The sequence below is a fragment of the Burkholderia semiarida genome (assembly GCF_029268935.1).
Taxonomy (GTDB): domain Bacteria; phylum Pseudomonadota; class Gammaproteobacteria; order Burkholderiales; family Burkholderiaceae; genus Burkholderia; species Burkholderia semiarida.
This window is the reverse complement of record NZ_JAHLCL010000005.1, coordinates 806645-832557: the sequence shown is the minus strand read 5'-3', so window position 1 is coordinate 832557 and position 25913 is coordinate 806645. Positions and strand designations below refer to the sequence as shown.

The 25913-nt window shown below is 67.6% G+C and carries 26 protein-coding genes and 1 pseudogene; 22 read left to right on the top strand and 5 right to left on the bottom strand.

Annotated elements, in window-relative coordinates; genetic code table 11:
• Positions 1-57: 57 nt before the first annotated feature.
• Positions 58-1911: an ABC transporter ATP-binding protein gene (locus KPB06_RS10535; protein ID WP_059579405.1), complete on the bottom strand. Its 1854-nt coding sequence runs from the start codon at positions 1909-1911 to the stop codon at positions 58-60.
• Between the two features lie 284 nt (positions 1912-2195).
• On the opposite strand from KPB06_RS10535, the gene KPB06_RS10530 reads away from it, so the two are divergent.
• From KPB06_RS10530 to KPB06_RS10505, 6 genes are all read left to right on the top strand, one after another.
• Positions 2196-2762: a TetR/AcrR family transcriptional regulator gene (locus KPB06_RS10530; protein ID WP_059579403.1), complete on the top strand. Its 567-nt coding sequence runs from the start codon at positions 2196-2198 to the stop codon at positions 2760-2762.
• A gap of 224 nt (positions 2763-2986) precedes the next feature.
• Positions 2987-3412: an organic hydroperoxide resistance protein gene (locus tag KPB06_RS10525; protein WP_059579400.1), complete on the top strand. Its 426-nt coding sequence runs from the start codon at positions 2987-2989 to the stop codon at positions 3410-3412.
• 57 nt (positions 3413-3469) lie between these two features.
• Positions 3470-4504, top strand: a complete 1035-nt coding sequence (locus tag KPB06_RS10520; protein ID WP_059579397.1) for an alpha/beta hydrolase — start codon at positions 3470-3472, stop codon at positions 4502-4504.
• 257 nt (positions 4505-4761) lie between these two features.
• Positions 4762-5133 carry a CidA/LrgA family protein gene (locus tag KPB06_RS10515; protein WP_089490138.1) on the top strand — a complete coding sequence of 124 codons (372 nt, stop codon included), beginning with the start codon at positions 4762-4764 and terminating at the stop codon, positions 5131-5133.
• Positions 5130-5864 carry an LrgB family protein gene (locus tag KPB06_RS10510; protein WP_226224443.1) on the top strand — a complete coding sequence of 245 codons (735 nt, stop codon included), beginning with the start codon at positions 5130-5132 and terminating at the stop codon, positions 5862-5864. Before KPB06_RS10515 ends, KPB06_RS10510 begins: the two co-directional genes overlap by 4 nt.
• Before the next feature lie 225 nt (positions 5865-6089).
• The gene (locus KPB06_RS10505) at positions 6090-6386 is read left to right on the top strand and encodes a hypothetical protein (RefSeq protein WP_059579389.1); all 297 of its coding nucleotides are present in this window, start codon (positions 6090-6092) and stop codon (positions 6384-6386) included.
• 89 nt (positions 6387-6475) lie between these two features.
• Here the strand turns inward: KPB06_RS10505 and wrbA are convergent, their stop codons facing one another.
• Complete coding sequence (gene wrbA, locus KPB06_RS10500; protein WP_275905457.1) at positions 6476-7078, bottom strand: NAD(P)H:quinone oxidoreductase; 603 nt, start codon at positions 7076-7078, stop codon at positions 6476-6478.
• Between the two features lie 62 nt (positions 7079-7140).
• Positions 7141-7866: a pirin family protein gene (locus KPB06_RS10495; protein WP_059579385.1), complete on the bottom strand. Its 726-nt coding sequence runs from the start codon at positions 7864-7866 to the stop codon at positions 7141-7143.
• Positions 7867-7995: 129 nt separating this feature from the next.
• On the opposite strand from KPB06_RS10495, the gene KPB06_RS10490 reads away from it, so the two are divergent.
• From KPB06_RS10490 to KPB06_RS10480, 3 genes and pseudogenes are all read left to right on the top strand, one after another.
• Positions 7996-8913, top strand: a complete 918-nt coding sequence (locus tag KPB06_RS10490; RefSeq protein ID WP_275905458.1) for a LysR family transcriptional regulator — start codon at positions 7996-7998, stop codon at positions 8911-8913.
• Between the two features lie 90 nt (positions 8914-9003).
• Positions 9004-10128: a Fic family protein gene (locus KPB06_RS10485; protein ID WP_059579380.1), complete on the top strand. Its 1125-nt coding sequence runs from the start codon at positions 9004-9006 to the stop codon at positions 10126-10128.
• Between the two features lie 11 nt (positions 10129-10139).
• Positions 10140-10340, top strand: a pseudogene (locus KPB06_RS10480) (lysozyme inhibitor LprI family protein); the annotation flags it as partial.
• 14 nt (positions 10341-10354) lie between these two features.
• Here KPB06_RS10480 and KPB06_RS10475 read toward each other — a convergent pair.
• Complete coding sequence (locus KPB06_RS10475; protein WP_059579374.1) at positions 10355-11419, bottom strand: LacI family DNA-binding transcriptional regulator; 1065 nt, start codon at positions 11417-11419, stop codon at positions 10355-10357.
• 242 nt (positions 11420-11661) lie between these two features.
• Between KPB06_RS10475 and rbsK the strand changes: the two genes are divergently transcribed.
• Genes rbsK through KPB06_RS10460 form a run of 3 tightly spaced genes read left to right on the top strand, consistent with a single transcriptional unit; the run spans position 11662 to position 14959 of the window.
• Positions 11662-12588: a ribokinase gene (gene rbsK, locus KPB06_RS10470; protein WP_060009212.1), complete on the top strand. Its 927-nt coding sequence runs from the start codon at positions 11662-11664 to the stop codon at positions 12586-12588.
• Positions 12589-12648: 60 nt separating this feature from the next.
• Positions 12649-13968 carry an MFS transporter gene (locus tag KPB06_RS10465; protein ID WP_275905459.1) on the top strand — a complete coding sequence of 440 codons (1320 nt, stop codon included), beginning with the start codon at positions 12649-12651 and terminating at the stop codon, positions 13966-13968.
• Between the two features lie 43 nt (positions 13969-14011).
• Positions 14012-14959 carry a dihydrodipicolinate synthase family protein gene (locus tag KPB06_RS10460; protein ID WP_059638963.1) on the top strand — a complete coding sequence of 316 codons (948 nt, stop codon included), beginning with the start codon at positions 14012-14014 and terminating at the stop codon, positions 14957-14959.
• A 190-nt stretch (positions 14960-15149) separates the two neighbouring features.
• Here KPB06_RS10460 and KPB06_RS10455 read toward each other — a convergent pair whose 3' ends face one another.
• Complete coding sequence (locus tag KPB06_RS10455; RefSeq protein WP_275905532.1) at positions 15150-15296, bottom strand: hypothetical protein; 147 nt, start codon at positions 15294-15296, stop codon at positions 15150-15152.
• A 379-nt stretch (positions 15297-15675) separates the two neighbouring features.
• Here KPB06_RS10455 and KPB06_RS10450 point away from each other — a divergent pair, with 379 nt between their 5' ends.
• From KPB06_RS10450 to KPB06_RS10405, 10 genes are all read left to right on the top strand, one after another.
• The gene (locus tag KPB06_RS10450) at positions 15676-16089 is read left to right on the top strand and encodes a DoxX family protein (RefSeq protein ID WP_059241206.1); all 414 of its coding nucleotides are present in this window, start codon (positions 15676-15678) and stop codon (positions 16087-16089) included.
• 353 nt (positions 16090-16442) lie between these two features.
• Positions 16443-17408 carry a dTDP-4-dehydrorhamnose reductase family protein gene (locus tag KPB06_RS10445; RefSeq protein ID WP_099318270.1) on the top strand — a complete coding sequence of 322 codons (966 nt, stop codon included), beginning with the start codon at positions 16443-16445 and terminating at the stop codon, positions 17406-17408.
• Positions 17409-17902: 494 nt separating this feature from the next.
• The gene (locus KPB06_RS10440; RefSeq protein ID WP_059638965.1) at positions 17903-18763 is read left to right on the top strand and encodes a transporter substrate-binding domain-containing protein; all 861 of its coding nucleotides are present in this window, start codon (positions 17903-17905) and stop codon (positions 18761-18763) included.
• Positions 18764-18855: 92 nt separating this feature from the next.
• Positions 18856-19578: an ABC transporter permease gene (locus tag KPB06_RS10435; RefSeq protein ID WP_059638966.1), complete on the top strand. Its 723-nt coding sequence runs from the start codon at positions 18856-18858 to the stop codon at positions 19576-19578.
• A 12-nt stretch (positions 19579-19590) separates the two neighbouring features.
• Positions 19591-20337: an ABC transporter permease gene (locus tag KPB06_RS10430; protein ID WP_275905460.1), complete on the top strand. Its 747-nt coding sequence runs from the start codon at positions 19591-19593 to the stop codon at positions 20335-20337.
• Positions 20338-20365: 28 nt separating this feature from the next.
• Entirely contained in the window at positions 20366-21157 is a 792-nt protein-coding gene (locus KPB06_RS10425; protein ID WP_059579354.1) for an ABC transporter ATP-binding protein, read from the top strand.
• Between the two features lie 7 nt (positions 21158-21164).
• A complete protein-coding gene (locus KPB06_RS10420; RefSeq protein ID WP_089465968.1) occupies positions 21165-22658 on the top strand; it encodes an HAL/PAL/TAL family ammonia-lyase in 1494 nt (497 codons plus the stop codon).
• A 50-nt stretch (positions 22659-22708) separates the two neighbouring features.
• On the top strand, positions 22709-23464 hold the full coding sequence (gene hutC, locus KPB06_RS10415) for a histidine utilization repressor (protein WP_059638968.1): 756 nt from the start codon (positions 22709-22711) through the stop codon (positions 23462-23464).
• Positions 23465-23736: 272 nt separating this feature from the next.
• Entirely contained in the window at positions 23737-25086 is a 1350-nt protein-coding gene (locus tag KPB06_RS10410) for a reverse transcriptase family protein (RefSeq protein ID WP_275905461.1), read from the top strand.
• Positions 25087-25396: 310 nt separating this feature from the next.
• Positions 25397-25726: an H-NS histone family protein gene (locus KPB06_RS10405; RefSeq protein ID WP_059579344.1), complete on the top strand. Its 330-nt coding sequence runs from the start codon at positions 25397-25399 to the stop codon at positions 25724-25726.
• Positions 25727-25913: the final 187 nt, after the last annotated feature.

The following is a 25913-nucleotide window of genomic DNA, read 5'->3' as shown; positions in this document are numbered from 1 at the left end:
CTCGGTTCGTCCGACGAGCGATGATCGAAGCGCCGCCATGTCGCCAGGGCGGCCGACCTACTGCGCAACGCTTTCCGCGTCCGCCGTCTCCCCGAGAAACCCGCCGCTCTGGTGCGCCCACAGCGCCGCATAGATGCCGCCCGCCTGCAGCAATTGCTGGTGCGTGCCTTCCTCGACGATGCGCCCTTCGTCGAGCACGATCAGCCGGTCCATCGCGGCGATCGTCGACAGCCGGTGCGCGATCGCGATCACCGTCTTGCCGCTCATCAGGCTGTCGAGGCTGCGCTGGATCGCGACTTCGACCTCGGAATCGAGCGCGCTGGTCGCTTCGTCAAGTACGAGAATCGGCGCGTCCTTGAGCATCACGCGCGCGATCGCGACGCGCTGCCGCTGGCCCCCCGACAGCTTCACGCCGCGCTCGCCGACTTCGACGTCGTAGCCGCTGCGTCCGTGCCGATCGCGCAGCCGCTCGATGAACTCGGACGCTTCGGCCCGCACGGCCGCGTCGTGCATCTCCTGCTCGGTCGCGTCGGGCCGGCCGTACAGCAGGTTCTCGCGCATCGTCCGGTGCAGCAGCGACGTATCCTGCGTGACCATGCCGATCGCGCCGCGCAGGCTGTCCTGCGTCACATGCGCGATGTCCTGCCCGTCGATCCGGATCGTGCCGCCGTTCACGTCGTAAAAGCGCAGCAGCAGGTTCACGAGCGTCGACTTGCCGGCGCCCGAGCGGCCGATCAGGCCGATCCGCTCGCCAGGCCGGATCGTCAGGTTCAGCCCGTCGAATACCGGGCGATCGTTGTCCTCGTGCGCGAACTGCACGTTGTCGAACACGATCTCGCCGCGCTGTACCGTAAGCGGCTTCGCATCGGGCGCGTCGACCACGCTGCGCACCTTCGTCAACGTGTTGATGCCGTCCTGGATCGTGCCGACGTTCTCGAACAGCTCGGTCATTTCCCACATGATCCAGTGCGAGTAGCTCGACAGGCGCAGCGCCATCGCGATCACGGCCGCGACGACGCCCGCGCTCGCCTCGCCGTGCAGCCACAGATACAGCGCGAGCCCGGCCGAGCCGATCAACAGCAGCGTCGACAGCAGGTGGTTGACGATCTCGAATGCGCTGACGAGCCGCATCTGCGCGTCGCCGGTCGCCTTGAACGCTTCCATCGCGCGCCGCGCATGGTCGGCTTCGCGCCGCGTATGCGAGAACAGCTTCACGGTCGTGATGTTCGAATACGCGTCGGTGATGCGGCCCGTCATCAGCGCGCGCGCGTCGGCCTGCCGGCTGCCGACCGCACCGAGGCGCGGCACGAAATACGCGCACGCGGCGCCGTAGCCGAGCGCCCACAGCGCGAGCGGAATCATCAGCCGCCAGTCGAAGCTCGCGGCGAGCACGAGGATGCCGATCAGGTACGCGGTGACGCCGATCACGACGTCGACCGACATGAACAGCGCGTCGCGCACCGCGAGTGCGGTCTGCATGATCTTGGTCGTCACGCGGCCCGCGAATTCGTTCGCGTAGAACGACAGGCTCTGGTCGAGCATCAGCCGGTGAAACAGCCAGCGCAGCCGCATCGGGAAGTTGATCGCGAGCACCTGGTGCTTGACCATCGTATGCAGCGCGATCAGCAGCGCGCTGCCGGCGAGGATCGCCGCGAAACCGGCGAGCGTGCCGAAGTGGCGGCCGCCGAAGTCGGCTGGTGTCGACGACGACAGCCAGTCGACGACGTGCCCCATCATCGCGAACAGCGCGGCTTCGTAAGCGGCCAGCGCGGCCGACGTCAGCGCGATCAGCAGGATCCAGCCGCGCGCGCCTTTCGTGCACGCCCAGACGAACGAGAAGAATCCCTTCGGCGGCGTGACGGGATCCTCGAGCGGGAAAGTCGGCAGGCGCCGTTCGAACCACGAATACATCGACTTGTTCTCCTTGTGCGGCCCGACGCAGCGGGCGGGCCGATGATGGCGGGGCCGGATGCGATGCGGTCATCGTGTGCCGGCACGTCCGTCCCGGGGATGGACGTTGCGATCGCATGGCCCGGTTTCAAGTGTCGCATCGATTCGACCGTGCTGCAGGCCGGTTGTAAGCCGCGCCGGCCAGGCGAACGGCGCCGGCCTTGCGCGTCGGGCTCGAAGGAGGGGCCATCACGCCCTTAAAAAAATGCTTGACTATCTATCTATGAGTAGATAAAGTTCGACCCATGGAAACGAAACCGACCGTCCGCGAACAGATTCTCGACCACGCGATCACACTGATGATGCAGCGCGGTTACAACGGCTTCAGCTATCGAGACCTGTGCGACCTGGTGGGCGTGAAGACGTCGAGCATCCACTACTACTTCCCGTCGAAGGACGATCTCGTGCTGGAAGCGGTGGCGGCCTACAGCGACGAAGTCCTCGCGGCCGTGCGGGCGATCGATCCGGCATTGCCGGCCGACGTGAAGCTGAGCTTGTACACGAAGATGTTTGGTCGCACGCTCGGCGACGGCAACCTGATCTGCCTGTGCGGGATGCTCGCGTCCGACATCGAAACGTTGCCGGAGAACGTGCGGCAGGCTGTGCAGGCGTTCTTCACGGCCAACGAGCGCTGGCTCGCGGCATTGTTGGCGCAAGGCGCGAAGGAAGGCACGCTGCAGTTCAGCGGCGAGCCAGAAACCGCGGCGCGCACGCTGTACGCGGCGTTCCAGGGCAGCGTGCTGGCCAGCCGGCTGTTTCACACGCGGGCGCGTCTCGAGGACGTCGAGGCCGTCTGGAAAACGCGGTCCTGACGGACGGCGCAAGCAGTCGGGCGGTTCGCCGCCTTTTATTGGATCACGTTATCTATCATGTAGTAGATAGATGATTGGCGCAGGTGAATCTTCCGCCTGCATTTTTTGGGGATGTTTATCTATCTATGAGTAGATAAATAAGCGCGATGCCGGCGGAGAAGCCGCCGGCACGCGGACCCCCGGTTCGAAGGCTGTTTCATTCATTTATGGAAAAGGAGTCTGTCATGTCGATCGAAAAAGTGCTGTACCGCGCCCATGCAAAAGCCACCGGCGGCCGCGACGGCCGTGCGACGGTGCCCGAAAGCGGTCTCGACCTGAAGCTGACCACGCCGCGCGAACTCGGCGGCGCGGGCGGTGCGGGCGCGAACCCCGAGCAACTGTTCGCCGCCGGCTACAGCGCGTGTTTCATTGGCGCGATGAAGTTCGTCGCGGCGCGCGACAAGATCGCGATCCCCGCGGACGCGTCGATCGAAGGCAGCGTCGGCATCGGCGCGATCCCGAACGGCTTCGGCATCGAAGTCGAACTGAAGATCTCGCTGCCGGGCCTCGATCGCGACGTCGCGCAGACGCTGATCGATCGCGCGCACGTCGTCTGCCCGTACTCGAACGCGACGCGCGGCAACATCGACGTCACGCTCACGCTCGTCTGATCAATCGCAGTGCCAACCATCCATCGCCATTCGAAGATTCGACCAAGGAGTTGCACCATGAAGATCGTCAAGCCGCTGTTGATCGCTGCCGCCGTGGCAGCCGCACTGTCCACCGCACCTGCCGCGTTCGCCGCGGGCGCCGATGCCGTCGGTCCCGATGCGAAGACGAGCGCGTTCCTCGCCGCGCTGAACGGCCAGAAGGGCCCGGGCCTCGAGACGCTGAGCCCCGCGAAGGCGCGCCAGGTGCTGGTCGACGCGCAGAACGGCGTGAAGGTCGATCTGTCCGGCATCGACGTGTCGAACCGCACGATCGAACAGGACGGCGTGTCGGTGCCCGTCACGATCGTGCGCCCGCAAGGCGTGACGGGCACGCCGCCGGTATTCGTGTTCATCCACGGCGGCGGCTGGGTGCTCGGGGATTTCCCGACGCACGAGCGCCTCGTGCGCGATCTCGTCGTGCAGTCGGGCGCCGTCGCGGTGTTCGTGAACTACACGCCGTCGCCGGAAGCGCGTTACCCGGTCGCGATCAACCAGGCGTATGCGGCGACGAAATGGGTGGCCGCGCACGGCGCGGAGATCGGCGTCGACGGCAGCCGCCTCGCGGTGGTCGGCAACAGCGTCGGCGGGAACATGTCGGCCGTCGTCGCGCTGATGGCGAAGGACAAGGGCGGCCCCGCGATCCGCTTCCAGGGGCTGATGTGGCCGGTCACGGACCACAACTTCAACACGGGCTCGTACAACGCGTACCAGCAGGGCCACTTCCTGACGCGGCCGATGATGAAGTGGTTCTGGGACGCCTATACGAAGAATGAAGCGCAACGCAACGAGATCTACGCGTCGCCGCTGCGCGCGAGCGTCGCGCAGTTGAAGGGGCTGCCGCCCGCGCTGATCCAGGTCGCGCAGTTCGACGTGTTGCGTGACGAAGGCGAGGCGTACGGCCGCAAGCTCGACGCGGCCGGCGTGGACGCGACGACCACGCGCTACGACGGCACGATTCACGATTTCGGTTTGCTGAACGCGCTGGCCGACGATGCGCCGACGAAAGCCGCGACGAAGGCGATGGCCAACGAAATCGCGACGCGGTTGAAGTAACGCGATCGGCAGGCGTTCGAAGCTGAACGACAGGACGGCGGGCAGGTGCCCGCCGTTTTTTGCATGGGGGTGTGTCGTCCATACCGGCAGCGCGTCGTGCGAAACGGCTGCATGGCGAGCGCGCCATCGCACGACCGCGCCGCGCCGCCGGCATTGTTGGTACGATCGCGCGTATCGTTCACGCCGGCGTCGCCAGCCGCCGGTTCATCGGCCGCGCAGCCGTACGCTAGCGCGGCCACGTTCGGGAGAAGCGGTTCATGTTGCAGGCGTTCGCGGTCTTGCTGATCTTCCAGTGTCTCGGGGAAGGCGTGTCCTATCTGTTCGGCCTGCCGGTGCCGGGCCCCGTGATCGGCATGCTGCTGCTGTTCGGCTTCGTGATGCTGCGCCCGCAGGCGGCCGATGCGATCGAGCCGACCGCGCTCGAGCTGCTGCGTCACCTGTCGCTGCTGTTCGTGCCGGCCGGCGTCGGCATCATGGTGTCGGCCGACCGCGTGCGCGGCGACGCGGCCGCAGTCGTCGTCGCGCTGGCCGTGAGCACCACGCTCGCGATCGCGGTGACGGCGCTGGTCACGCGCGCGCTGCTGCGGCGCCAGCGCCGAGCGGGCGGCACCGCGGAGGGCGCGCAATGACGGCCTTCCCGAAACTCGGCGCGATCTGGGTGTATCTCGCCGCGAGCCCGCTGCTCGGACTGACCATCACGCTGGTCGCGTATCTGTTCGCGCAGGCCGTGTATGCGCGGGCGCGTTTCAATCCGCTCGCGAATCCGGTGCTGATCGCGGTCGCGATGATCGTCGTGCTGCTGACGCTCACGCATACGCCGTATTCCACGTATTTCGAAGGCGCGCAGTTCGTCCATTTCCTGCTTGGCCCCGCAACCGTCGCGCTCGCACTGCCGCTGTACCGCCAGTGGTCGAAGCTGCGGCGCACCGCGCTGCCGCTGCTCGTCGGCCTGCTCGCGGGTTCGCTGACCGCGATCGTGTCGGCGGTCGGCATCGCCGCGCTGTTCGGGGCGTCGCACCAGACGATCGCGTCGCTCGCGCCGAAATCGGCGACGACGCCGATCGCGATGGCCGTTGCCGCCGAGATCGGCGGCATTCCGTCGCTCACCGCCGTGCTCGTGATCTCGACCGGGATCTTCGGCGCGGTGTGCGCGCGCGGCATCCTCAATCTGCTGCGGGTCGACGAGCCGGCCGTGCGCGGTTTCGCGCTCGGCGTCGCGTCGCACGGGATCGGCACCGCGCGCGCGTTCCAGGTCAGCGAGGAAGCCGGCGCGTTCGCCGGGCTTGGGATGGGGCTGAACGGCGTGCTGACGGCATTCGTCGTGCCGATCCTGTTGCCGGTGCTGTCGCGCTGGATCTGAGCGCCGGCGGGCCACGGACTATCGGTTTCCCTGATGGCGCGCACGACAGGCCGAACGCGCGGCGCATTCGGTACGCATGTATCGTTGACGTTATCAGGAGAATTCAGGAACGCACACGGACATTTGCGCGGCGATCGGCTAACGTTGCATCGGTGCCGTTGTCGCAGGCCGTCGCGTGCGCGCCGGTGTCCGACCCACACTCAACAATCGACAAGGAGATCGGTCATGAAGCAGTCTCGCGTGGTTTCGGTGGCAGTAGCAGCAGCGGCGTCGTTCGGTCTGTTGTTGACCGCCGCGCCGGCGGCATACGCGCAGGACGCTGCGCCCGCGCCGACGCAAAAGCAGCTCGACAAGGCGCAGAAGAAGGCGGCGCGCAAGGCGGCCCGCGCGCGGCACGCGTCGGACCTGAAGGCGATCGGCACCGGCAGCGGCTACCGGTTGACCGGCGACCAGAGCAACTATCCGCAGAACGCGGTGCAGAAGGCGCCCGCGGCGCCGGCCGCGCCGGCTTCGGGCCAGTAACGGTCGACAGCGTCGCACAGCACGAACGGCGCCGGTCGAACCGGCGCCGTTCGTTCGTGGGCGCGACTCGGGAGGCGCGAGCCCCCGCGTTACGACGCGAGCTTGCTCGCGAGTTCCGCCACGTGCTTGCCCTGGTAGCGCGCGATGTCGAGTTCGTTCGCGCTCGGCTGGCGGCTGCCGTCCGCGCCGGCGAGCGTCGTCGCGCCGTACGGTGTGCCGCCGGTGATTTCGTTCATGTTGACGAGCCCGCTGCACGCATACGGCACGCCCACGATCACCATCCCGTGATGCAGCAGCGTCGTGTGGAACGACGTGATCGTCGTTTCCTGGCCGCCGTGCTGCGTGCCGGTCGACGCGAACACGCTGCCGATCTTGCCGACGAGCGCGCCTTTCATCCACAGGCCGCCCGTCTGGTCGAGGAACGTGCGCATCTGCCCGGCCATATTGCCGAAGCGGGTCGGCGTGCCGAAGATGATCGCGTCGTAGTCGGCGAGTTCGTCCACGGTGGCGACCGGCGCGGCCTGGTCGACCTTCACGCCGATCGTGCGGGCCTGGTCGGCCGGGATCGTTTCCGGCACGCGCTTGAGCGTGACCTCGACGCCGGGCACCGATTTCGCGCCCTCCACGACGTGCTGCGCCATCGTTTCGACGTGCCCGTAGGACGAGTAGTAAAGAACGAGAACCTTGGCCATGTTGCGAATCTCCGATTAAAAGGGCCCCGCGTTTCGGCGGGGCCCGGTTTCCCGAACGGGCGTCACGCCCATTCGGCCGTCACTTCGACCGGACGCAGGTCGAACACGAGCACTTCGGCGTCCTTGCCGTCGGCGATCGTCAGCGCGTGTTCGCCGCGGATGCGCGCGCCGTCGCCTTCGCCGAGCGTCACGCCGTTGACCGTCACGCTGCCGCGCGCCACGTGCACGTAAGCAAAGCGGTTCGGATCAAGTTCCAGCGTCGCGCTTTCGTCGCCGTCGAACAGGCCCGCGTAAATCCGCGTGTCCTGCCGGATCTTCAGCGAACCGGCGTCGCCGTTCGGCGACACGACGAGCGCGAGCTTGCCGCGCTTGTCGTCGGCCGCGACATTCGTCTGCTGATAGCGCGGCTCGGCGCCCTTTTCGGCCGGCCCGACCCAGATCTGCAGGAAGTGGACCGGTGTGTCCTGCGAGTGGTTGAACTCGCTGTGGCGCACGCCGGTGCCCGCGCTCATCAGCTGCACGTCGCCCGGCACGATCACCGAGCCGGTGCCCATCGAGTCCTTGTGTTCGAGCGCGCCGTCGAGCACGTACGACAGGATTTCCATGTCGCGGTGCGGGTGCGTGCCGAAGCCGCGGCCCGGGGCGACGCGGTCGTCGTTGATCACGAGCAGGTCGGAGAAGCCGACTTGCTTCGGATCGTAGTAATTCGCGAACGAAAACGTATGACGGGAGCTGAGCCAGCCATGCTCCGCACGGCCACGTTGGTTTGCTGCACGGATGTCGATCATGATTTTTTGTCCTTGAAGTCGCCGGACCTCGGAAGTGGGCTCGGCTGTTCGTTGAGATGAATCTTAGGTCAATCGATTTGACAAATAAATCGCTGTAGAGATAATGACTGTCGCTATGGAGTGGACAATATGGAACTCAACGACCTGAGGATCTTCGTCGCGACGGTGGACGCAGGCAGCTTCACGGCGGCGGCCGATCAGCTGATGCTGTCCAAGCAGTTCGTCAGCCGGCGCACGATGGCGCTGGAGGCGTCGCTCGGCGTGCGGCTGCTGCATCGCAATACCCGCAATCTCGCGGTGACCGAATCGGGGCAGGAGTTCTACGCGCGCGCGCAGCGCATCCTCGCGGAGATCGCCGACGCCGAGCAGGCGATGTCGGTACGCAGCACCGAGCTGCACGGCTCGCTGAAGATCAGCGCGCCGCTGTCGTTCGGGATCACGCACGTGTCGCCGCTGATCGCCGAATTCCTGGCCGCGCACCCGGCCGTGCGGCTGAACATCGACCTGACCGACCGGCGCGTCGACCTGATCGGCGAGGGCTTCGACCTCGTGCTGCGGATCGGCTCGCTCGAGGATTCGACGCTCATTGCCCGTCCGCTCGGCGCGTGGCGGATGATCGCGTGCGCGAGCCCCGCGTACCTGAAGCGGCACGGCATGCCGCAAACGCCGGCCGATCTGGCCGGCCACACATGCGTGCTGTACGGGCGCGAGCGGCGGGTCGGCTGGGAATTCCGCGTCGACGGCGCGGCGCGCACATTCGACGTGCAGGGTCCGCTCGTCGCGAACAACGGCGAAGTGGTGCGCGACGCGGCGATCGCCGGGCTCGGCATCGCGCTGCTGCCGGATTTCATCGTCGGCGGGGCGCTCGACAGTGGTGCGCTGGTGCCGGTGCTCGACGCGTATGCGCCGTCGCCGATCACCCTCAATGCGGTGTTTCCGCAGCATCGGGAAGGGTTCGTCACGCTGCGCACGTTCATCGGGTTTCTTGCGGAACGGCTCGGGGAGCCGGCGCCGACGGGGGCGAGCGGGGCGGGCCCGGTACGGTAGCCGGCCGCCTTGCGGTGAATGGGGCGATTGATCTCCGCATGATTTGCGGAGATTGTTGAGTCGTGCGGCGAATGAGTGGATAATCTCCGCATGATGAGCGGAGATTACACCTTTATCTGGGAATCGGCCGACTGGCCGGCATGGCGCTTCGACCTTCCGGCCCTCGCCGCGCCGCTCGCCGACGTCAGCCGTGCGCAAGGCATGCTGATCGGCCGACTGGCGGATGTCGGCCTGACGTTGCGCGACGAGGCGAGCCTGGCCGCGCTGACGGAGGACGTCGTCAAGACCAGCGCGATCGAGGGCGAGAACCTGAATGTCGCATCGGTGCGGTCGTCGATTGCGCGCCGGCTCGGCGTCGACATCGGCGCGCTCGCGCCGGTCGATCGCCACGTCGAAGGCGTTGTCGACATGGTGCTGGATGCGACGACTCATTCGGCCGCACTGGTCACCGAAGCGCGGCTGTTCGGGTGGCATGCCGCGCTGTTTCCGACCGGCTATTCCGGGCTGTCGCGGATCACGGTCGGCGGCTGGCGCTCGGATGCGAGCGGGCCGATGCAGGTGGTCTCCGGGCCGATCGGTCGGCAGCGCGTGCATTTCGAGGCGCCGCCGGCCGCACGCCTGCCGCACGAGACCGGGCGCTTTCTCGCGTGGCTCAATGCGCCGCCGGCCGAGCCGTTGCTGATCCGGGCCGGCCTGGCCCACCTGTGGTTCGTCACGCTCCACCCGTTCGACGACGGCAACGGTCGTATCGCGCGCGCGCTCGGGGATCTGGTTCTGGCGCGCGCCGATCGAAGCCCGCAGCGTTTCTACAGCCTGTCCGCGCAGATCCAGCGCGAGCGAAACGCGTATTACGACGTGCTGGAGCGCACGCAGCGCGGCTCGCTCGACGTCACGGAGTGGCTCGCGTGGTTTCTGAACACGCTGGGCCGGGCCATCGATCATGCGCACACGACGCTCGATGCGGTGCTGATCAAGGCGCGCTTCTGGCAGCGATGCGCGGGCGTCGCGATGAACGAACGCCAGGTCAAGGTCATGAATCGCCTGCTCGACGGCTTCGAAGGCAAGCTGACGACCACCAAGTGGGCCGCCCTCGCGAAATGCTCGCAAGACACGGCGCTGCGCGATATCACGGAGCTCGTCGAGCAGCACATGCTGCGTCGCTCGGCGTCCGGCGGCCGGAGCACGAGTTACGAACTGGTGCCGTTCGACGGCTGACGTTGCCGGGCGGCATCGCGACGACGAACGCGGCGATCGTGATGCGCCGCGGCACCGATCTGTGGATCGGGCTGCTGGTGTTCGACGCGAAGAAAAACGTCCGGATGCATTACTACTCGAACGTGCCGGCGTGGAAGAAAACCGTGCCGAAGACGATCACCGCGTGGCACGACAATCTCGACAAGACGCTGCCGATCGACGTGATCCAGTAAGCCGGCGCTGCCCGCTATTTCTTGCTTCGGCGCGCGGCACGCGCCGGCGCCGCCGCGGATTCTCGTATGCGCAGTTCGGGCTGGACCGCATGGCCGGGCCCCGTCGCGCCGTTCTCGAGCGCGTCGAGCAATGCACGCGCGGCCTGGCGCCCGATCGCGTCGGTATCCACCCACATCGTCGTCAGCGGCGGCTGGATCTCGCGCGCGAGCGCGACGTCGTCGAATCCGGTGATCGACAACTGCGCGGGCACGTCGATGCCGAGCGCCTGCGCCTCGAGCAACGCGCCGAGCGCGAGCGCGTCGTTGCCGCAGATCACGGCCGTCGGCCGCGTCGCCGCATCGCTGCCGGCAATGGCACGCAGGCTCGCCCGCCCGAACGCGATCGTGGCCGCGCCTTCGTGCTGATGCACGGGGCGCACCGCGAGCCCGTGCGCGGCCAGCGTGTCGTGAATGCCGCGCAGGCGGGCCTGGACACGGTCGTTGTCCGTCGACGGCTGCATGATGATCGCGAAATCGCGATGGCCGAGGTCGAGCAGGTGCGTGGTGAGCCGCGCGAATGCCGCGCGGTTGTCGAAGCCGATGCAGCAGTGCGGGCTGTCGTCGCGGTACGCGTACGTGACGACGTACGGTACGCGATGCATCGCAAGGAGTTCGAACAGTTCCGGCGGATATGCTTCGCCAACCAGCGACACGGCTTCCACGCCGCGCGACAGCATCGCGCGCACCTGCGCGAGCGCCTGCGCCGGGTCGTAGTTCGAGCAGCCGAGGAACAGCGTGATGCCGTGCTCGGCCATGACCGTCTGCATGCCGGCAACCTGCGACGCGAACACCTGGTCGTCGAGGGTCGGAATGATCGCGCCCGTGATGTGGGTGCGCGTGGATGCCAGCGCGCGGCCGGCCGCGTTCGGGATCCAGTTGAGTGCGAGCGCCGCGTCGCGCACGCGCTGTTGCACGTCGGCCGACACCTTGCCCGGATCGTTGTACACGCGCGAGACGGTCGCGGTCGATACGCCGGCCAGTTTCGCGACGTCGCCGAGCACCGAGCGGCCGCTGCCGCGGCGTGCGCGGGGCGTGCTCATCGGCCGTCTCCGGGGAGGGCGGCCGTGCCGCTGCCGTGTGCCGTCAAAAGCGTCATTGTTTACCCTCGATTCATGATGCTCACGCTTGCATTCCCGACCAACCCTGCGAGAATGTAAGCGCTATCGTACTGCTGCTTCCCTATTATGTCAGACACTTGTTCGATCCGTATGGCGAAATTTTCCGAGACGATGAGCCTCCCGGTCATTTTGTCGACCGCAAATGTAAGCGGTTACATTCAGCAATGAACGGCCTACGGACACCACGTATCGCCGTCGTCGGCAGCGTCAACGTCGATCTCGTCACGCGGGCGCCGCGCCTGCCGGTGCCGGGCGAGACGCTGCTCGGCACGACGTTCGAGACCGTTCACGGCGGCAAGGGCGCGAACCAGGCGGTCGCGGCCGCGCGCTTGGGCGGATCGGTCGCGATGATCGGCTGCGTCGGCGACGACGCGTTCGGTGCGCGCCTGCATGCCGCGCTGGCGGCGGAGCGCATCGACGTGACGCACTTGCACCGGATCGCCGGCACGGCGACCGGCGTGGCGACGATCACCGTCGACGACGGCGGCGCGAACAGCATCGTCGTCGTGCCCGGTGCGAATGCGTGCGTCGATGCCGACCGGATCGACGCGGCGTGCGACGCGATCGCCGCCGCCGCGTTGCTCGTGTGCCAGCTCGAAGTGCCGGTCGCCAGCGTGGCGCGCGCGATTGCGTGCGCAAGCGCGCGCCACACGCCGGTGCTGCTCAATCCGGCGCCCGCGCAGCCGCTCTTCGATGCGTTGCTCGCGCGGGTCGACTATCTCGTCGTCAACGAAACCGAGGCCGAGTCGCTGACCGGCATCGCGGTCGGCGACGACGCGTCGGCCGCGCGCGCCGCCGATGCGCTGCGCGCGAAGGGCGTCGGCAACGTGCTGGTCACGCTCGGCGCGCGCGGTGTCTGCTGGCGCGGCAGCGCAGGGAGCGGCCGCCATCGTGCGCTCGCGGTGGCGGCCGTCGACACGACCGCGGCCGGCGACACGTTCGTCGGCGGGTTCGCGGTCGCGCGGGCCGGCGGCGCGTCGATCGACGACGCGATCGGCTTCGGCCAGCGTGCGGCCGCGATCAGCGTCACGCGCCGCGGCGCGCAGACATCGATTCCGACGCGCGACGAAGTCGACCGTATGGAGACCTGAATTCCGCATCCGACGGAATGGCCGAACCCGGCCGCTGACAGTGACATGGAGACAATCGACATGAACGACAATCAAGCTGTTCCGCACGCGCCGCCACGGATTCGGCGCGGTCAACGCATCGCGCTCGCGCTGTTGATGGCGAGCGGGATCGTCAACTATCTCGATCGCGGCACGCTGGCCGTCGCGAGTTCCGCGATCCGCGGCGATCTCGGCCTGTCGCTCGCGCAGATGGGGCTGCTGCTGTCGGCCTTCTCGTGGAGCTATGCGCTGTGCCAGTTCCCGGTCGGCGGGCTGGTCGACCGCATCGGCCCGCGCCGGCTGCTCGGCATCGGGCTGATCGTCTGGTCGTTCGCGCAGGCGGCGGGCGGCATCGTATCCACCTTCGGCTGGTTCATCGTCGCGCGCATCGTGCTCGGCATGGGCGAGGCGCCGCAATTCCCGTCGGCCGCGCGCGTGGTGAGCAACTGGTTTCCGCTGCGCGCGCGCGGCACGCCGACGGGCATTTTCAATGCCGCGTCGCCGCTCGGTACCGCGCTTGCGCCGTTGCTGCTGTCGGTGCTCGTTGCGTCGTTTCACTGGCGCTGGGCGTTCATCGTGACCGGCGCGCTCGGTCTCGTCGTCGCCGTCGTGTGGTTCGCGCTGTATCGCGATCCGGTGCGCGCGCAACTGTCCGCCGCCGAACGCGCTTATCTCGATGCCGATGCGCAGAGCGCGGTCGCCGCGCCGAAACTGACCTTCGTCGAATGGCGCAGCCTGTTCTCGCACGGCACGACGTGGGGGATGTTGATCGGCTTCTTCGGCTCCGTATACCTGAACTGGGTCTACCTGACCTGGCTGCCGGGCTACCTGACGATGGAGCGGCACATGAGCCTGATCCGCACGGGGTTTGCCGCGTCGGTGCCGTTCCTGTGCGGGTTCGTCGGTTCGCTGGTCGCCGGCTGGCTGTCGGATCTCGTCACGCGCCGCAGCCGGTCGCCGGTCGTGAGCCGGCGCAACGCGGTGGTGGCCGCGATGCTCGGGATGGTCGCGTTCACGATTCCGGCCGCGCTCGTGCAGAGCAATACGGTTGCGCTCGCATGCATTTCGGTGGTGATCTTTCTCGCCAACGCGGCGTCGGCGTGCTCGTGGGCGCTCGCGACGGCAGCCGCGCCGCCGAGCCGCATCGCGTCGCTCGGCGCGATCCAGAATTTCGGCGGCTTCATCGGCGGCGCGCTGGCCCCGATCCTGACCGGCGTCATCGCGCAGAAGTGGTCGTTCGTGCCCGCGCTGCTCACCGCGGCGGCGATCGCGTTCGCCGGCGCGATGGCGTACCTGCTGCTCGTGCGCAAGCCGATTCCCGAACAGGCCGCGAACGCCGCGCCCCGACCGTTGCCGGCTTGAGCTTGCAGCCGGCATCCGCATTCATTGAAGCAAGGAGAAACAGATGCACTACCCGCAGCAATCGAACGTGACGATCGAGGGGATCGTGCCGGTGATGCTGACGCCGTTCGACGACGCCGGCGCGATCGACTACGCCGGGCTCGAGCGGCTCATCGAATGGTATCTGGCGCACGGCTCGGATGCGTTGTTCGCGGTCGCGCAATCGAGCGAGATGCAGTTCCTGAGCCTGGCCGAACGCGCGGCGCTCGCGCGTTTCGTGGTCGATCGCGTGGCCGGGCGCGTGCCGGTCGTCGCGTCGGGCCACATCAGCGACGACCTCGACGCGCAGGTCGCCGAACTGTGCGCGGCGGCCGAATCGGGCGCGCAGGGCGTCGTGCTCGTGACCAACCGGCTCGATCCGCAACGCAAGGGCAGCGCCGCGTTGCTCGACCATCTGCGCCGGCTGCTCGCGCGGCTGCCGTCGGATCTTCCGCTCGGCCTGTACGAATGTCCGGCGCCGTATCGGCGGCTTCTGTCGGATGACGAGTTGCGCGCGTGCATCGATACGGGCCGATTCGTGATGCTCAAGGACGTGAGCTGCGATCTCGCGACGGTGAAGCGGCGCGTCGCGCTGGCCGCGGGGTCGCCGCTGAAGATCCTGAACGCGAACGCCGCGATCGCGTGGGACGCGATGAAGGCCGGGTCGGCCGGTTTCAACGGCGTGTTCACGAACTTCCATCCCGATCTCTACCAGTGGCTGCGCACGCAAGGCGAATCGAATCCGGCGCTGGCCGACGAACTCTCGACGTTCCTGGTCGTCTCGGCGGTATCGGAGGCGCTGGGCTACCCGGCGCTCGCGAAGCTCTATCACCAGCGGATCGGCACGTTCGGGTCGATCAAATGCCGTGCGATCGACTACGACGTGCGCGAACGCTTCTGGGCGCTCGACGCGGTACTCGACAAGATCGTGGCCGGCACCGAACATTTCCGCCGGCGGATCGCGGCGTCATAACGGAGGACGCGCGCCGCCAGCAGCGCGGCGCGTGATCGCATCGCATGCCGTGCATGCGGCACATCCGCTGCGTGCCCGAACGACCCGTCCTGCGCGAGGCGTCGCAGTCGCGGCGCCATCATCGCGATTTCCTTCCCGTTGCTGGCGGCAATGCCTGCCGCTTCGCGATGCGGCTGCCATTCGCAGTCATTCACGACGTCACGAACTGCCGGGTCAGTTGCGCGGCATAGTCGGACAGATTCGACTGCTGCTGCGCGACACGCTTCAGATCGGCGGTCAGTGCGGTCGTCCGCACGTCGATCATCCCGTTCTCCGGATTGAACAGGCTAAACAGCAAGCGAACGTATCGCTCGGCGAGAGGTGTTCTCCTTGCCGGTATCAGTTGGCAAGACTGGTCTGGAGCGAATCGTCCGCCATCCGCACTGGCCGGCCGTCACCGGATGGGCCGCTCTCCCGCGATTGTCCACTATTTCGAGACAGAAAATCGTGTTTAGACGGATTGATGAATTTTTGCGGGACAGTAGACTGCACCCGTGCTTCGCCAGAACTGATCCGGCGCGCGCCGTCAGTCGCGGCGTCACCGGATGGATTCTTCGGCGGCGGCCACCTGGCTTGCCGCGCGACTGCGCGAAGAGTGGTCCGTTGCCGGCATCGCGCGCCGATTCGACGCGCAGCGGCAGCGGATGCATCAAACCGTCAATTCAAGGGTGATTGCCATGCGTTACGTTTCACTGGAGTCGAAGAAGGACGAGCTGCTGCTGGCGGCTCGCGTGCTGATGATGATCCTGTTCGTGCTGTTCGGCTGGCAGAAGCTGAACGGCTTTTCGGGCACGGTCGCGTACATGGCGTCGACGGGGAATCCGGCGCCCGAACTCGCGGCCGCGATCGCGGTGGCGGTCGAACTGGTGGGCGGCGTGCTGATCGCGATCGGCTTCTATACGCGTCCGCTCGCGCTGGCATTCGCCGCCTATACGCTCGCGACCGCGCTGATCGGCCATCGCTACTGGGCGCTGCAGGGGATGGAGCAGTACATGGCGATGATCAACTTCTACAAGAACGTGAGCATCATCGGCGGGTTGCTGTTGCTCGCGTTGAGCGGGCCGGGCCGGTATTCGGTCGACCGGAAGTAAGGCAGGACGAAGTTTCCGTTCGGTATCACAAGCCCGGTACGTGCAAGCGTGCCGGGCTTCGTTTTTGCGGGCGACGCAGGGGCGGCGCGCGTGCCGACGACGGAACCGGAGTCGTGCCCAGGCACCGCGGGCAGCGCATGCGCTCGCGGCCGGAATCCGCATCGCGGATCACGCATTGCACGAAGCCGTTGGCCGGCGGGAAATGGATGAAGAAAGAGGCGAAGAAGTGGGGCGAAGAAGCGGGGCGAAGACCGGGGCGAAGAAGCGGGCGATCATGTTCCGACCGGATGCGAGCCGTTCATACTATCCAATAGGCCCGATAATCCATTCGTTTCCGTGATCGAGCGCCACCCATGCCAAACCAGATTTCACCGATCGACCGTCCCACCGTCCTCGTCATCGGCGCGTCCGGCCTGCTCGGCCGCGCGGTTGCCGCGTCCTTGTTCCGCGAACCGTCGCTGACGCTGCTCGCAACCATCCGGCACCCGCAAGGCGCCGGCGCAAAACTGCTCGCATTGCCGCCGGAAAACATCGCCGAACTTGACGTCCTCGACGAGCCGGCTCTCGAGCGCCTGTTCGAAACGTGCCGGCCCGCTGCCGTCGTCATTTGCGCCGCCGAACGCCGCCCCGACGTCTGCGAACGCGACCCGGCCGCGGCCCGCGCCATCAACGTCGCGGCGCCGGCCCGCATCGGCGCGCTCGCCGCGCGATTCGGCGCATGGACGCTCGGCATCTCGACCGACTACGTGTTCGACGGCAACGCAGCCCCGTACGGCGAGGACGCCACTCCGAACCCGCTGAACATCTACGGTCGCACCAAACTGGAAGGCGAGGCCGCGCTCCTCGCCGCCTCGCCGCTGTCGTGCGTGCTGCGCCTGCCGTTGCTCTTCGGCCCGATCGCCGACTGGAGCGAATCGGCCGTCACGAGCCTCGTGCCGGCCGTCGTCGCGTCCGCGCGACCGGGCGCGGACGCGGTCGGCATGGACGCATGGGCGATCCGTTATCCGACCTGGACGCCCGACGTCGCGCAGGTCATCCGCGACCTGACGCTGCGCCATCTCGCGGGGAAGTCCGTCACGGGCATCCGCCATTGGTCGAGCGAGGAGCCGATGACGAAGTACGACATCGCGCGGCGAATCGCGGCCGCGCTCGGCATCGACGCGTCGCTCGTGCCGATCACGCAGCCGACCGACGCAACGCCGCGCCCGTACGACTGCCATCTCGATGCGGCGCGCGTGCGCGCGCTCGGAATCGATTACGCGACGCCGTTCGATACGGCGTTGCGGACCGTGCTGCGCGACGCGCCGCAGGCGCGGTAGGATCGGCGTCCTTCGCGGCTCGCGGTACCAATCCGCCGCGAAGCGTACAGCCGCGCTTCCCGGCGCGTCAGTCGGGCGACTTGCCGCCCGATATTCATCGCACGAACGCAGCACCCGCGCCGCTGGCGATGGCGGATTGCCCGACCCCGATGCAGATGCCGTATTGCGCGTCGCCAACGCATCCGGCAACGCGCAGGCACGTACGAGCCCCCAATCCTCAGACGTGTTTCACGTCTGAGCGCACTCGCGATCGAATTCAGGATTTGTCTAGTCATCCTTGAGATTCGCTCGCTCGAATTGCACCAAACATGTGCCGGAATTCCCCGCGACGATGCACGCCAGAGCCCTGAAGTTAGGGGATTTCCCGCGTTTCCCGCGTTTTTATTGATCACTGCTTGTCTCGCTGTTTTTCTTCTTGCATGCTTGTATAGACAAATTCCTGAGGCGGCTCGCTGCACCGAAGGGATGGCGAACTTCAACGCAAGGAGAATCTCGTGAACGGCAAGCGCATCAAGTGGGCAATCAGGACGATCGGCGTCATCGCGGCTGCGGCGGCCACGCTCGCGGCACCGGTGCAGGCGAAGGAATGGAAGACGGTGACGGTCGCGCTCGAAGGCGGCTACGCACCGTGGAACCTCACGCTGCCGGGCGGCAAGCTGGGCGGTTTCGAACCGGAACTGCTCGCCAACGTGTGCGAGCGGATCAAGGTGCAGTGCAACATGGTCGCGCAGGACTGGGACGGGATGATTCCGGGCCTGCAGGCCGGCAAGTTCGATGTCCTGATGGATGCGATTTCCATCACGCCGGAGCGCGAAAAGATCCTGCTGTTCTCGCGTCCGTACGCGGCGACGCCGGCGACGTTCGCCGTCACCGATACGAAGATCCTGCCGAAGGCCGCGCCCGGCGCGCCGATCGTCAAGCTGACGGGCGACGCCAACGCGGACAAGCCTACCGTCGACACGCTGCGCAAGCAGTTGAAGGGCAAGACGATCGGTATCCAGTCGGGCACCGTCTACACGAAATTCATCAACGACAGCTTCAAGGACATTGCGTCGATTCGCGTGTACAAGACGTCGCCCGAACGCGATCTCGATCTGGTCGCCGGGCGCATCGACGCCTCGTTCGACGACGTCACGTACTACGCGGCGAACAACGCGAAGAAGGACAACGCATCGATCGTGCTCGCGGGGCCGAAGCTCGGCGGGCCGATCTGGGGGCCGGGCGAAGGGCTCGCGTTCCGCAAGCAGGATGCCGACCTGAAGACGAAGTTCGATACGGCGATCGGCGCGGCGCTCGCGGACGGCACCGTGAAGAAGCTCGCCGACAAGTGGTTCAAGACCGACGTCACCCCGTAAGCGCGTGTTCGGCCGCCGTCGCGTAAGTTCGTCGAACGGCGCGCGGCGGCACGCATCCAGCGGATTCACTCAACACATGCCGGGAGGCACGCATGGCGATTCTTGAAATGCTCGGCTTCGGCACCGAAGGCTGGGGCGGTGTGCTGCTGCTCGCCGCACTGATGACGGTCGCGCTGACGCTCGCCGCGCTGGCGGTCGGCGCCGTGATCGGCGCGGCGATCGCGGCGGCGAAGCTGTCGCGCTACCGCACCGCCCGCCTGCTCGGCGATCTGTATACGACGGTATTTCGCGGCGTGCCCGAATTGCTCGTCATCTATCTGTTCTACTTCGGCGGCTCGACGCTCGTGACGGCCGTCGGCCAGTGGTTCGGCGCGGAAGGCTTCATCGGCGTGCCGCCGTTCGTGATCGGCGCGCTCGCGGTCGGGATGATCTCGGGCGCCTATCAGGCCGAGGTCTATCGCGCGGCGGTGCTCGCGGTGTCGAAAGGCGAGCTCGAAGCGGCGCGTTCGATCGGCATGCCGCGTAGCATGGTGCTGCGGCGCATCCTGGTTCCGCAGGTGCTGCGCTTCGCGCTGCCCGGTATCGGCAACGTGTGGCAACTGAGCCTGAAGGATTCCGCACTGATCTCGGTCACCGGGCTTGCCGAGTTGCTCCGCACGAGCCAGATCGCCGCCAATTCGACTCACCAGTACTTCGTGTTCTTCGTCGCGGGCGGTGCGCTGTATCTGCTGATGACGGGCTTGTCGAACCGCGTGTTCAACCGGGCCGAGGCGATCGTCGGCCGGTCGTTCCGCCGCAATTTCGCGCGCAACTGACGGAGAACGGGCATGTCCATCGATTTCGCATTTCTCGTCGACACGCTGCGCCAGTTGCTGGCGGCCGTGCCGACCACGCTCGGCCTGTTCTTCGCATCGCTCGTGCTCGGCGGCCTGCTGTCGCTCGTGATCGTCACGATGCGCGTGTCGCCGCGCTGGCTGCCGAACCGCTTCGCGCGGGCCTATATCCTCGTGTTTCGCGGCTCGCCGCTGCTGATCCAGATGTTCCTCGTGTATTACGGGCTCGGCCAGTTCGGCGTGATTCGCGAGAGCTTCATGTGGCCGCTGCTGCGCGAGCCGTACGTCTGCGCGGTGCTGTCGCTCGCGCTGTGCACGGCAGGCTACACGGCCGAAATCCTGCGCGGCGGGTTGATGGCCGTACCGGTCGGGCAGATCGAGGCCGGCTATTCGATCGGCATGTCGGGTTTCGCGCTGCTGCGGCGCGTGATCGGCCCGATCGCGCTGCGCCAGTGTCTGCCCGCGTATTCGACCGAAGCCGTGCTGCTCGTCAAGTCGACCGCGCTGGCGAGCCTCGTCACCGTGTGGGAAGTGACGGGCGTCGCGCAGCAGATCATTCAGCAGACCTACCGGACGACCGAGGTGTTCGTCTGCGCGGCCGTGATCTATCTGGGCCTGAACTTCATCGTCGTGCGCCTGCTCGGCGCGCTCGAATGGCGGCTCTCGGGGCACCTGCGTGCGCCGAAGCCGTCCGGTGCGCCAGCCGCGGCGACCCGCAATGCCCGGCGCGTCGCGTCCTGAGCGCGCCCATTCTTTCCAGGAGAATCCGATGAACACCGCCGCCCCCGTCGCGCTGTCGGTCAGAAACATCCACAAGTCGTTCGGCGATCACCATGTGCTGAAGGGCATTTCGCTCGACGCGCACGAGGGTGACGTCATCTCGATCCTCGGTGCGAGCGGGTCGGGCAAGAGCACGTTCCTGCGTTGCCTGAACCTGCTCGAGACACCCGACGACGGCTCCGTCGCGCTCGCGGGCGAGGAGCTGGCGATGAAGCGTGCGCGCGACGGCAAGCTGCATCCGAGCGACCGGCGCCAGGTCGACCGGATCCGCTCGCAGCTCGGGATGGTGTTCCAGAACTTCAACCTGTGGTCGCACATGACGGTGCTCGACAACCTCGTCGAGGGACCGCTGCGCGTGCAGAAGCGCAGTCGCGCCGAAGCGGTGGAGGAGGCCGAGGCGCTGCTCGCGCGCGTCGGCCTCGCGGACAAGCGCGGCTACTATCCCGCGCATCTGTCCGGCGGCCAGCAGCAGCGTGTCGCGATTGCCCGCGCGCTGGCGATGCATCCGAAGGTGATGCTGTTCGACGAACCGACGTCGGCGCTCGACCCGGAACTGGTGGGCGAGGTGCTGCGCGTGATGCGCTCGCTGGCGGAGGAGGGGCGCACGATGCTGGTCGTCACGCATGAAATGGGCTTTGCGCGCCACGTGTCGAATCGCGTGATGTTCCTGCATCAGGGCGAGGTCGACGCGGACGGGACGCCCGACGAAGTCTTCGGCGGCCAGACCTCCGAGCGCTTCCGGCAATTCGTGTCGAGCCACCACGACCGCACGACGAACTGAGGCTGCCATGACCGTATTCCGTGCGGCGCAGCCGCTCGACTGGCGACAGGTCGCGGCCGTGGCGGCCGGCGAGCCGCTGGCGTTGGCCGACGAGACGCGCGCGCGTGTCGCGGCCGCCCGCGAACTCGTCGACGAGATCGTCGCGCGCGGGATTCGCGCGTACGGCGTCAATACCGGCGTCGGCGCGCTGTGCGACGTGATCGTGTCGCCCGCGCAGCAGAGCATGCTGTCGCACAACATCCTGATGAGTCACGCGGTGGGCGTCGGCATGCCGCTCGGCGCGGCCGAAACGCGCGCGATCATCGCGGCCGCGATCAACAACTATGCGCACGGGCATTCGGGCGTGCGTGCCGACGTCGTCGACCAGCTCGTCGCGCTGCTCGAGCACGATTGCCTGCCCGAAGTGCCGGCGCACGGCTCGGTCGGGTATCTGACCCACATGGCGCATGTCGCGCTCGTCTGTGTCGGGCACGGCCATGCGCGCCATCGCGGCGAACGCCTGCGCGGCGCCGACGCGCTGCGGCGCATCGGCCGCGAACCGCTCGTGCTCGGCGCGAAGGAAGGGCTGAGCCTCGTCAACGGCACGCCGTGCGTGACGGGGCTGGCGGCGCTCGCGCTGGCTCGCGCCGAACGGTTGCTCGACTGGGCCGACTGGATCGCGGCGACGAGCTTCGAGAACCTCGGCGGGCAACTCGCCGCCTTCGATCCGGCTTCGCTCGCGCTGCGGATTTCGCCCGGTATCGGCCAGGTCGGCGCCCGCCTGCGTGCGCTGCTGGCGGACAGCGGCATGCTTGCCGCGGCGAGCGGCCGGCATACGCAGGATCCGCTCAGCCTGCGCACGATTCCGCACGTGCATGGCGCGGCGCGCGACGTGTTCGACGTCACGGCCGAGGTGGTCGATCGCGAACTCGCGTCCGTTACCGACAATCCGATCGTCGCCGGCACGCGCGAGGCGCCGGCCGTACATTCGCAGGCGCATGCGGTCGGCGCGGGCATCGCGCTCGCGATGGACAGCCTCGCGGCGGCGATGGCGCAGGTCGCGGCGATCGCCGAGCGGCGCCTCGACCGGCTCGTGAATCCGCTCGTCAGCGGGCTGCCGGCGTTTCTTGCCGCGCCGGGCGGCAGTTGTTCGGGGTTCATGATCGCGCAGTACACGGCGGTCGCGCTGGTCGCGCAGAACCAGCGGCTTGCCGCGCCGGCGAGCCTCGACGGCGGCATCACGTCGGGGCTGCAGGAAGATCACCTGTGTCATGCGACGCCGGCCGCGCTGAAGGCGCTCGACATCATCGAGAATACGACGCGCGTGCTCGCGATCGAACTGCTCGCCGCCGCGCAGGCGTACGATCTGCAGCCGGGCGAAACGGCGCGCGCCGCGTCGACCGACGCGCTGTGGCGGCATGTGCGCGAACGCGTGCCGGCGTATCGCGACGACCGGCCGCTCGCGGACGATATCGCGATCGCGGCCGGCATCGTCGCGGGTGTGCCGCCTTCGTTGCAGTGACGACGGCCAACGACGGGCCGATCACCCCACATTCATTCGGGCGAGGGCGCATGAGCGAAACGGAACGCAGACTTTCCGCACGGCAGGCGTCGGCATCGGCCGACACCGTGCCGGCGCGGGCATTGCCGGCCTATCAGCAGATCAAGCGCTACGTCGTGGAGCGGATCGCTAAGGGCGACTGGAAGCCCGGCGGCGCGATCCCGACCGAGGCCGAACTGGTCAAGGAATTCGGCGTGGCGCGGATGACGGTGTCGCGCGCGCTGCGCGAACTGACGGCCGAGCGCGTGCTGACGCGCATCCAGGGGGCCGGCACGTTCGTCGAGCGCCGGCATTACGAGTCGACGGTGCTGGAAATCCGCAACATCGCGGACGAAATTGCCGAGCGCGGCCATCGGCACAGTGCGCGCGTGCTGCTGATCGAGCGCAGCGTCGATCCGGACGCGATCGAGGCGCTCGGGCTGCGCGCCGGGCCCGTGTTTCATTCGCGTATCGTGCATTACGAGGAGGACGAACCGATCCAGTTCGAGGATCGCTACGTCAATCCGGCCTTGTTTCCCGCGTATCTGGAGCAGGACTTCACGCTCGAGACGCCGAATCACTACATGGTGCGACTGGCGCCGATCCAGCGCGCGGAGTTCCGAATCTACGCGGAGAAGCCCAATGCGCAGGTGCGGCGGCATCTCGTGATGGAAATCGGTGAACCGTGTCTGCTGCTGCGACGCCGCACGTGGGTCGGCGAGCAGGTCGCCACGTCCGTGAGGCTGTGGCATCCGGCGTCGCGGTTTCATCTGGCCGGCAACATGTAGGGAAGCGGGGGCGATCGCGTCGCGACGTCACCGCGCATCGTGCGTCGTCCGGCTCGATTTGACACCTGGCGTCGCCGCCCATTAAAGTCGCGACGCGGGGCGGCGGGTCAAGCACACGCCCGGAACAGGCAGCCGATGTTCCAGGACTACGGGGCTACCCCGTGGATCGGATCGAGACGCCGATGCGCCGCAAGGGAATCCGTTGCGCGTCGCGCAACATGACCCCTCGCAGCACCAGTCACGTTGACTCGTCGTCCCGCCCCTCTGCGTCCATGCACTCATCCCTGCGCGACACCACCCGCACGATTGCCGAGGCGATGCTCGCCGGTTCGCCCGAGCGCGACGGCGTCGTCGCGCGGATGGCCGCCGTGCTCGGCGAAGCGCCGCCGTGGGCGCACGAGTGCGCGGGCCTCGCGCTCGTTCGCTTCGGCGCGGAGTGGGCCGATACCGACACCGACGCGCTGGCGGCGGTGCTGGCCGAGGCGCCCGCGTTCGTGCGTGCCTGGTATGGCGACCGTCGGCCAGCGGTGATCCGCATCGTGCGGCGGCCGCTGGTGCAGCGGCCGCTGCCGGCGCCGCTCGCCGGCTGCGACGTGCCGCACTGGCCGACGCCCGGCGATCTCGCCGACTGGCTCGGCGTGAGCGTGCCGGAACTCGACTGGCTGTCCGATCACTGGCGCGTCGACGCGCGCGGCAGCGCCACGCCGCTGCATCACTACACGTACGTCGCGGTCGACAAGCGCAGCGGCGGGTGCCGGCTCGTCGAAATCCCGAAGGGGCGGCTGCGCGAAGCGCAGCGCCGCATCCTGCACGAGCTGCTCGATCGCGTTGCGCCGCACGGCGCGGTACACGGTTTTCGCAAGGGGCACGGGATCGTGTCGTTCGCGGCGCCGCATGCGGATCGCGATGTCGTCGTGCGCTTCGATCTCGCGGATTTCTTCGTATCGGTGCGCGCGGCGCGCGTTCACGCGCTGTTCGTGACGCTCGGGTATCCGGCCGAAGTCGCGCGGACGCTCACCGGGCTGTGCACCAATCGCGTGCCGTCGGCGCGGCTGCTCGCGCCGGACCTGCGCGACCGGTTCGACTGGATCGGCCGCCAGCGCTATCGCGAACGGCATCTGCCGCAGGGTGCGCCGACGTCGCCGGCGCTCGCCAACCTCTGCGCGTTCCGGCTCGACATGCGGCTCGCCGCGCTCGCGCGTTCGCTCGATGCGACCTATACGCGCTATGCGGACGATCTCGCGTTTTCCGGCGGCGGCGCGCTCGCGCGCGACGTCGAGCGGCTGCAGATCCGGGTCGCCGCGATCGCACTCGAGGAAGGCTTCGCGCTGCAACTGCGCAAGACCCGCGTGATGCGGCGCGGCACGCGGCAGCAACTGGCCGGCGTGGTGGTCAACCGTCATCCGAACCTGGCGCGCGACGCGTTCGATCGCCTGAAGGCCATCCTGACCAATTGCATCCGGCACGGCCCGGCGTCGCAGAATCGCGACGCGCATCCGGATTTCCGCGCGCATCTGGCCGGACGCGTCGCGCATGCGAGCGCGCTGAACGCGGCGCGCGGCGCGAAGCTGCGCGCGCTGTTCGACCGGATCGCATGGGAGGCCGGCGGCGAAGACCGCTGAACCGCCGGCTCGCATCGACCCCGGCCGGCGACTTCTGCAACACGATCCCGCGCACTGCTATCATTCGCGCCATGCCGCGCCCGTGACAGGTGCGGCGAATCACTTGCGGCCGCCGTCCACTCGCGGCGCGCCGCCCGTTGCCGGCCGGTGCTGCCTGTCAGTGACGCACGACGTCGTTTCGTGCTCATCGCGCAAATCATGCCGGCTCAGGTGGACGATTCACCTATTTGACAGCCCCGATCGGCGGAACTTCGTGGTAGGTTCGGCCATCGGAGCTTTTTGCAAAAACATGCCCAAAGAGGATGAATACATGACCCAGGCCCTGCAGGAACTCGAAGCACAACTTCGGGACCTGAACATCAAGCTGTCGGAGGCGAAGCAGAAGGAGAAGCAAGCCGCGCTCGCGGCCTTCAAGGAACAGGTCGAGCTGCTGGGGATTTCGCAGCAGGAAGTGCTGAGCGCGCTCGGCTACATCGTCCAGCGCAAGCGCAAGGCGCCCGCGAAGTACTACGATCCGACGACCGGCCGCTCATGGTCGGGGCGCGGCCCGCGGCCGAAATGGCTCGAAGGCAAGGATCTCGAAACGCTTGCCGTCGACCGCGGAGCCAAAACCTGGTGGCCGGGCGACGATCAGGGCTGAAGCCCGCCGCGCCGCCGGGCCATCCGGCGTCGTCCGGTTCGCGCAGGCGGGCCGGACGGCGATATTCCTCCCGCCTGCCGTCTTTCATCCGGTGTCCGGCCTGATCGCGCATCGCCGGCCTCGCCGCCGCACCGGATCGACGTTTTCCCTTTCCCCTTCCTTTTTCCTTCCCCGTTCGTTGCCGCCG

What these genes read in the sequence shown, in the direction of transcription:
- KPB06_RS10535 (WP_059579405.1), bottom strand. Translation starts at nt 1,911, where the DNA reads ATGTATTCGTGGTTCGAACGGCGCCTGCCGACTTTCCCGCTCGAGGAT.
- KPB06_RS10530 (WP_059579403.1), top strand. Translation starts at nt 2,196, where the DNA reads ATGGAAACGAAACCGACCGTCCGCGAACAGATTCTCGACCACGCGATC.
- KPB06_RS10525 (WP_059579400.1), top strand. Translation starts at nt 2,987, where the DNA reads ATGTCGATCGAAAAAGTGCTGTACCGCGCCCATGCAAAAGCCACCGGC.
- KPB06_RS10520 (WP_059579397.1), top strand. Translation starts at nt 3,470, where the DNA reads ATGAAGATCGTCAAGCCGCTGTTGATCGCTGCCGCCGTGGCAGCCGCA.
- KPB06_RS10515 (WP_089490138.1), top strand. Translation starts at nt 4,762, where the DNA reads ATGTTGCAGGCGTTCGCGGTCTTGCTGATCTTCCAGTGTCTCGGGGAA.
- KPB06_RS10510 (WP_226224443.1), top strand. Translation starts at nt 5,130, where the DNA reads ATGACGGCCTTCCCGAAACTCGGCGCGATCTGGGTGTATCTCGCCGCG.
- KPB06_RS10505 (WP_059579389.1), top strand. Translation starts at nt 6,090, where the DNA reads ATGAAGCAGTCTCGCGTGGTTTCGGTGGCAGTAGCAGCAGCGGCGTCG.
- wrbA (WP_275905457.1), bottom strand. Translation starts at nt 7,078, where the DNA reads ATGGCCAAGGTTCTCGTTCTTTACTACTCGTCCTACGGGCACGTCGAA.
- KPB06_RS10495 (WP_059579385.1), bottom strand. Translation starts at nt 7,866, where the DNA reads ATGATCGACATCCGTGCAGCAAACCAACGTGGCCGTGCGGAGCATGGC.
- KPB06_RS10490 (WP_275905458.1), top strand. Translation starts at nt 7,996, where the DNA reads ATGGAACTCAACGACCTGAGGATCTTCGTCGCGACGGTGGACGCAGGC.
- KPB06_RS10485 (WP_059579380.1), top strand. Translation starts at nt 9,004, where the DNA reads ATGATGAGCGGAGATTACACCTTTATCTGGGAATCGGCCGACTGGCCG.
- KPB06_RS10475 (WP_059579374.1), bottom strand. Translation starts at nt 11,419, where the DNA reads ATGAGCACGCCCCGCGCACGCCGCGGCAGCGGCCGCTCGGTGCTCGGC.
- rbsK (WP_060009212.1), top strand. Translation starts at nt 11,662, where the DNA reads ATGAACGGCCTACGGACACCACGTATCGCCGTCGTCGGCAGCGTCAAC.
- KPB06_RS10465 (WP_275905459.1), top strand. Translation starts at nt 12,649, where the DNA reads ATGAACGACAATCAAGCTGTTCCGCACGCGCCGCCACGGATTCGGCGC.
- KPB06_RS10460 (WP_059638963.1), top strand. Translation starts at nt 14,012, where the DNA reads ATGCACTACCCGCAGCAATCGAACGTGACGATCGAGGGGATCGTGCCG.
- KPB06_RS10450 (WP_059241206.1), top strand. Translation starts at nt 15,676, where the DNA reads ATGCGTTACGTTTCACTGGAGTCGAAGAAGGACGAGCTGCTGCTGGCG.
- KPB06_RS10445 (WP_099318270.1), top strand. Translation starts at nt 16,443, where the DNA reads ATGCCAAACCAGATTTCACCGATCGACCGTCCCACCGTCCTCGTCATC.
- KPB06_RS10435 (WP_059638966.1), top strand. Translation starts at nt 18,856, where the DNA reads ATGGCGATTCTTGAAATGCTCGGCTTCGGCACCGAAGGCTGGGGCGGT.
- KPB06_RS10430 (WP_275905460.1), top strand. Translation starts at nt 19,591, where the DNA reads ATGTCCATCGATTTCGCATTTCTCGTCGACACGCTGCGCCAGTTGCTG.
- KPB06_RS10425 (WP_059579354.1), top strand. Translation starts at nt 20,366, where the DNA reads ATGAACACCGCCGCCCCCGTCGCGCTGTCGGTCAGAAACATCCACAAG.
- KPB06_RS10420 (WP_089465968.1), top strand. Translation starts at nt 21,165, where the DNA reads ATGACCGTATTCCGTGCGGCGCAGCCGCTCGACTGGCGACAGGTCGCG.
- hutC (WP_059638968.1), top strand. Translation starts at nt 22,709, where the DNA reads ATGAGCGAAACGGAACGCAGACTTTCCGCACGGCAGGCGTCGGCATCG.
- KPB06_RS10410 (WP_275905461.1), top strand. Translation starts at nt 23,737, where the DNA reads ATGCACTCATCCCTGCGCGACACCACCCGCACGATTGCCGAGGCGATG.
- KPB06_RS10405 (WP_059579344.1), top strand. Translation starts at nt 25,397, where the DNA reads ATGACCCAGGCCCTGCAGGAACTCGAAGCACAACTTCGGGACCTGAAC.